6 protein-coding genes are annotated in these 5,121 nt (G+C 71.0%); 2 read left to right on the top strand and 4 right to left on the bottom strand.

Going from position 1 to position 5,121, the window contains the following annotated elements; translation table 11 throughout:
- Positions 1–51: 51 nt before the first annotated feature.
- Positions 52–1,035 (top strand): Vgb family protein, encoded by a 984-nt coding sequence (locus AWZ10_RS34840; protein ID WP_063809821.1) that lies wholly within the window; start codon positions 52–54, stop codon positions 1,033–1,035.
- Between the two features lie 230 nt (positions 1,036–1,265).
- On the top strand, positions 1,266–1,796 hold the full coding sequence (locus tag AWZ10_RS34835) for a hypothetical protein (protein WP_060893002.1): 531 nt from the start codon (positions 1,266–1,268) through the stop codon (positions 1,794–1,796).
- A gap of 22 nt (positions 1,797–1,818) precedes the next feature.
- On the opposite strand, the gene AWZ10_RS34830 is transcribed toward AWZ10_RS34835, so the two are convergent.
- The 4 genes from AWZ10_RS34830 to AWZ10_RS34815 form a co-directional block, all read right to left on the bottom strand.
- The gene (locus AWZ10_RS34830; RefSeq protein WP_046709380.1) at positions 1,819–2,352 is read right to left on the bottom strand and encodes a P-loop nucleotide/nucleoside kinase family protein; all 534 of its coding nucleotides are present in this window, start codon (positions 2,350–2,352) and stop codon (positions 1,819–1,821) included.
- A 15-nt stretch (positions 2,353–2,367) separates the two neighbouring features.
- Positions 2,368–2,934: a hypothetical protein gene (locus AWZ10_RS34825; RefSeq protein ID WP_046709379.1), complete on the bottom strand. Its 567-nt coding sequence runs from the start codon at positions 2,932–2,934 to the stop codon at positions 2,368–2,370.
- Entirely contained in the window at positions 2,934–3,722 is a 789-nt protein-coding gene (locus AWZ10_RS34820) for a tetratricopeptide repeat protein (RefSeq protein WP_244172647.1), read from the bottom strand. Before AWZ10_RS34820 ends, AWZ10_RS34825 begins: the two co-directional genes overlap by 1 nt.
- A gap of 85 nt (positions 3,723–3,807) precedes the next feature.
- Positions 3,808–5,121: aldehyde dehydrogenase family protein (locus tag AWZ10_RS34815; protein WP_060893000.1), on the bottom strand; the 1,314-nt coding region annotated here is incomplete at its 5' end.

Raw genomic sequence — 5,121 nt, 5'->3', positions numbered from 1 at the left:
CCCCAGCCCCCAGCCCCCAGCCCCCAGCCACTGAACGAGGGACCCGAATACATGACTTCTCGGCCGACGACCGTGTCCATCACGGAGTTCCCCGTCTCCGACGCCAAGGCGGGGCCGTACGGAATCGCCGCCGGGCCGGACGGCGCGCTGTGGTTCACGCTGGTCCACGCCGGGCGCATCGGCAGGCTCTCGCCCGACGGCGAGACCACGTCGTACGCGCTCGGATCGACGTCCGGTGGGCCGTCGGTCATCACGGCCGGGCCGGACGGCGCGCTCTGGTTCACGGAGTTCCTGGGGCACCGGATCGGGCGGATCAGTACAGCCGGAGAGGTCGCGTCCTTCCCCTTGCCGACCTCGAATGCCGGTCCGTTCGGGATCGCGGTCGGTCCCGATGACGCGCTGTGGTTCACGGAGGCGGAGGCCGACCGAATCGGGCGGATCACGACCGAGGGTGAGGTCGACGAGTTCCCGCTCCCACTCGCCGGGGCGTTTCCGTCGGCCATCGCCGCCGGGCCGGACGGCCGGCTGTGGTTCACGATGAACCGGGCGAACGCGATCGGTGCCATCTCCCTGGACGGGGAGGTGACCGTCCATCCGCTGCCGACGCCGGGAGCCGGTCCCGTGGGCATCACCGCCGGTGGTGACGGGGCCATGTGGTTCGTCGAGATCGGGGCCGGGCAGATCGGGCGGATCACACCGGACGGGAAGATCGACGAGTTCCCCCTGCCGGACCGCGAGTGCCGCCCGCACGCCATCGTCGCCGACCCCGACATCGACGGCGGCTGCTGGTTCACCGAGTGGGGCGCCAACCGCGTAGGCAGGATCACCTACGACGGCGGCCATAGCGAGATGCCCGAGATGCATGAGAAGCCCGAGAAGCACGAGAAGCACGGGACGTACGAGATCCACGAACACGATCTGCCGACCCCGTCCTCCGAGCCCCACGGCATCGCTCTCGGACCCGACGGTTCGATGTGGACGGCCCTGGAAATCGGCTCGGTGGCCCGCATCCGGAGCGTCGGGGAAGCGGACTGACGGTATGTCCACCGAGGCGGACCCGCGCGCAGGGCACTTCTGAGACACCGTCAGCCGCTTGGCAGGAGAGTGCGGGCCCTTCCTTCCGGGCAAGCACCGCCAACCTCAAATCAGCCTCTGAACACGCCCCTTAGCCTTGTTGCCCGTCTCGGCCCGGTGTCACGATCACCACCTCGCCCGCCACCAGCGGGCAGATTTGACGGGGGTCGTTCATGTCACGCTCATCACGCATGTCCCGCCGCACACTCACCGCTCTGACGCTGCTGTCGGCGGCTGCTCTCCTCTCCGCCACCGCATGCTCGTCGAACGGCGACACCGGGTCGCAGAAGCAGCAGCCCTCACGGACGGCCGGGCCGAGCCCGGCGAAGGCGACCCCGGCCGCGGACTCCAATGCGTCGGCAACAGAGCGCGTGTTGAGGAACCGCGCTCCGGACCCCGTCGCCGAACGCGTCGTCCTGCGTCAGAACCGGACGCGGAACAGCGCGCACCTGGAGTTCGGCAAGGCGAGGAAGGGCGAGGGCAAGGCTCTCACCGTCGCGGTGAGCTGCGAGGGCAAGGGCACGATCGAGGTTCTGCTTCGCCCCATGGCCGCCTCTTTCCCCATGGACTGCCTCGACGGCGAAGTGACCAGCATCAACAACCAGTTCGCCATCGACGGCGCCGAGAGCGCGGGCACGGTCTCCGTCACCGCCTCTTCAAAAGTGCGCTGGTCCCTGTCGATAGGCCGCGGGGAGCCTGTGGAGCAGGATCTCAGCGACTAGGACCGGCCGACGGATCCCACGCTCACCGGGTCACGCGGCGCAGCACAAACCCAGCCAGCTCACCAGGGCTCGACTCACCGTCCAGGAACACCGTGTCGGAGGGCAGGGTGTCGACCGCGGACATGCACTCCGCGATCCGGCCCCTGCACCACCGGCGGACCCGTTCGTCCTGCTCGGGGTCGTCCGGCGTGAAGCTGCGGCCGTCGATGCGGGCGACCAGCACGTCCTCGGGGACCTTGAGGAAGAAGTGGTGGAGGGGGATGCCGGCGGCACCGATCGCGCCGAACACCTCGGCCACGTAGGCGGGGTTCACCAGGGTCATCGGCGCCAGCACCGGCCGGCGGTACTCCTCCACCAGGCCCACCAGACACTCGGCGACCTGGCGCCGCCACAGCCGCAGATCCTGGAAGTCCCCGGTCGGTACCTCCACGATCTCCCGCAGTACGTAGCCGATCACCTCGGGGTCGAACACGAGCGCCTCGGGCCACCGCCCCCGCAGCTCCTCGACCAAGGTCGTCTTTCCGCTCCCGAAGGACCCGTTCACCCACACGATCACCGGTCGACCGTATCGCTATCCCGTCCCGTCGGTGGTCCGTGCGAAGGCGGCGAGCGTCGCGAAGTCCGTCTCCCGCAGGCCGAGTCGGGGGTCGACGCGGTGCAGCAGGGCGGAGTTCCGGTGGTGGGTGGCCACGAAGTCCTGGTCGGCGGTGCCGATCTCGTCGTCGACCCACGCGAACGGCCGCCCGGCCGCGTGTTCGACGAGACGTGGTGTCTTCCAGAACACGCCGGGTTCCGGGGCCACCCCGGACAGTCCGGTGACCGGGCTCCGAGGCCAGTCCACCACGGGCAGTTCCGGCAGCCCGAGGACCGGCGCGATGTACGTGTTCGCCTCGCCGACCCAGGTCGTCGCCCACACCAGGTCGAACAGCACGTCGAGTTGCAGCAGTTGGCGACCGTGGTCCGGGTTGAGCCAGACCCTTAGCGGCTTGACGTACGCCGCGGGGCTTCCGGGATGCTGGGCGATCCAGCCCTGCGGTTTCATCCGGTGCGTCGTGTAGCCGGCGGGCCGCCGCTCCGGCTTCGCGGCGTACGGGTTCAACGGTCCGTCCACGTCGAGGTAGAGGAGAGGGCGGTCCATCAGCCGGTCTCTCGGGGCCGCGTGCGCTGCCACTGGGCGAGGAGACGGCGGGTGGAAGCCGTGGTCGGGTCGTCGGCGCCGAGGGCGCGTTCCATCGCGTCGACGACGGCGGTCATGTCGTCGACGGCGTCAGCGGCGGCGGCACCGTCGCCGGTCCGGCCGGCCCGGTCGTGGCGCAGGATCGTCAGTGAACTGCGGGCGATCAACGTCACGTTGTGGTCGGCGCCCAGATGCTCCGTGGCCGCGCCGACGGCATCGGCGTAGGCCGCCTCCGCCTCGTCGGTACGGCCGTCCTGGCCGAGCCACTCCGCGCGGCAGTAGACGGCGGCGAGCGTGTCGGGGTGGCCGGGGCCGAGACCGCGGGTGATGTCGGCGATCAGATCGTCGACCGCGGCGAGACGGTCGGGCAAGTCGCCCGTCTCACCGCGCAGTTGGACGCTCACGACGCGGGCGGACAGCGTCTCGGGGTGGTCCGGCCCCAAGGCGCGGGCCAGGTCCGGCAGTACGGACTTCAGCCGGTACACCGCGAGACCGGGCTGCCCCTGCTGGAGGGCCGCCACCGCCGAGAGGACACGGGCACGCAGTACGTCGGGATCGTCGCCCCCGAGCCGCCACTGTGCCACGGCCACCGGGAACGGGACCTCGCGGTTCGCCATGCCTACAAGGGTGACGACCGCGCCCAGCGTCACCACCAGATGCAACCACAGCGGCCCGCCCATCGGCACGAACAGGGCGCCCACGACGGCCGCCACCAGGCCGCCCAGGGGCCACCGCCACGCCTTGGACACCCGCTGAACCCGCTGAACACGCTCAACACGCCGTTCACGCTGCATTCGAACATCATTGCGTTCAAAAGGATCAGAAGGGAAGACCTCACCCGGGCCAGACGATCGCCTGCGTCTCGCTGTACGCGTGCAGCGCGTACGACCCCACGTCGCGCCCCACCCCGCTCTTCTTGAAGCCGCCGAACGGGGCCTCCATGTTGCGGCCGACGGTGTTCACACCCACGCCCCCCGCACGCAGGCGCCGGGCCACCCGGAACGCTCGGGCCACGTCCCCGGACCAGACGTAGTCGATGAGGCCGTAGTCGCTGTCGTTGGCGAGGGCGACGGCCTCGTCCTCGTCGTCGAAGGGGAGGACGACCACGACCGGGCCGAAGATCTCCTCGCGGACGACACGCATGTCGGGGGTGCAGTCCGCGAGGACCGTGGGCGCGACATAGAAGCCCCGCTCGTACGGGGGCCGTTCGCCGCCCGCCACCACCCGCGCACCCTCCTTGCGGCCCAGTTCGACGTACGACTCGACGCGGTCACGGTGCGCCGCCGAGATCACCGGCCCGACCACCGTGCCCGGCTCGCGCGGGTCACCCACCGGCAGCCGCATCGCATACGCGCTCAGTTGGGTCACCAGCCGGTCGTAGACACCCCGCTGCGCGATCACCCGCGTCGGTGCCGTGCAGATCTGTCCGCTGTAGAAGGTGAAGGTGGTGGCGATGCCGGCCACCGCCGACCCCACGTCCGCGTCGTCGAAGACGACCGCCGCGCCCTTGCCGCCCAACTCCATCAGCTGGCGCTTCATGCCGCGCCCGCACACCTCCGCGATCCGCTGTCCAACCGCCGTCGAGCCGGTGAAACTCACCATGTCGACGTCCGGCGAGTCCACGGCCGCCGCACCGGCGTCCGCGCCCGACCCGCTCACCACGTTCACCACACCCGGCGGGACCCCGGCGGCCTCCAGCGCCTCCGCCATGCGGTAGACGGACAGCGGGTCCTGCGGGGCCGGCTTGACGACCACCGTGTTGCCCATGGCGAGAGCGGGGGCGATCTTGCCGGCCGGGTTGGCCCAGGGGTTGTTGTACGAGGTGACGCAGGTGACCACGCCCACGGGGTGGCGTACGGCGAGGGCGCCCATCACGGCCGCCTTGCCGAAGGGGCCCGCCTCGTTGATCTGGGGGGTGATCGGCTCCTCCACCGGCTCGACGCGGGAGTACCGCTGGAAACGGGCCGCCCCGATCCCGACCTGCATCCCCCGCGCCGTACCGGTCGTCGCGCCGCTCTCGGCCTGGGCGAGTTCGGCGTACGGGACGAGGTGGCGTCGTATGTGGTCCGCCGTCCGGGCGAGGATCGCGGCCCGCTCGGCGGCGGGCACCCGCGACCACGGGCCGAAGGCGGCGAGGGCGGCGGCCGC

This window comes from Streptomyces europaeiscabiei, assembly GCF_001550375.1.
Lineage (GTDB): Bacteria > Actinomycetota > Actinomycetes > Streptomycetales > Streptomycetaceae > Streptomyces > Streptomyces europaeiscabiei.
The sequence above is the reverse complement of the archived record's forward strand: the minus strand, read 5'-3'. Positions and strand labels throughout refer to the sequence as shown.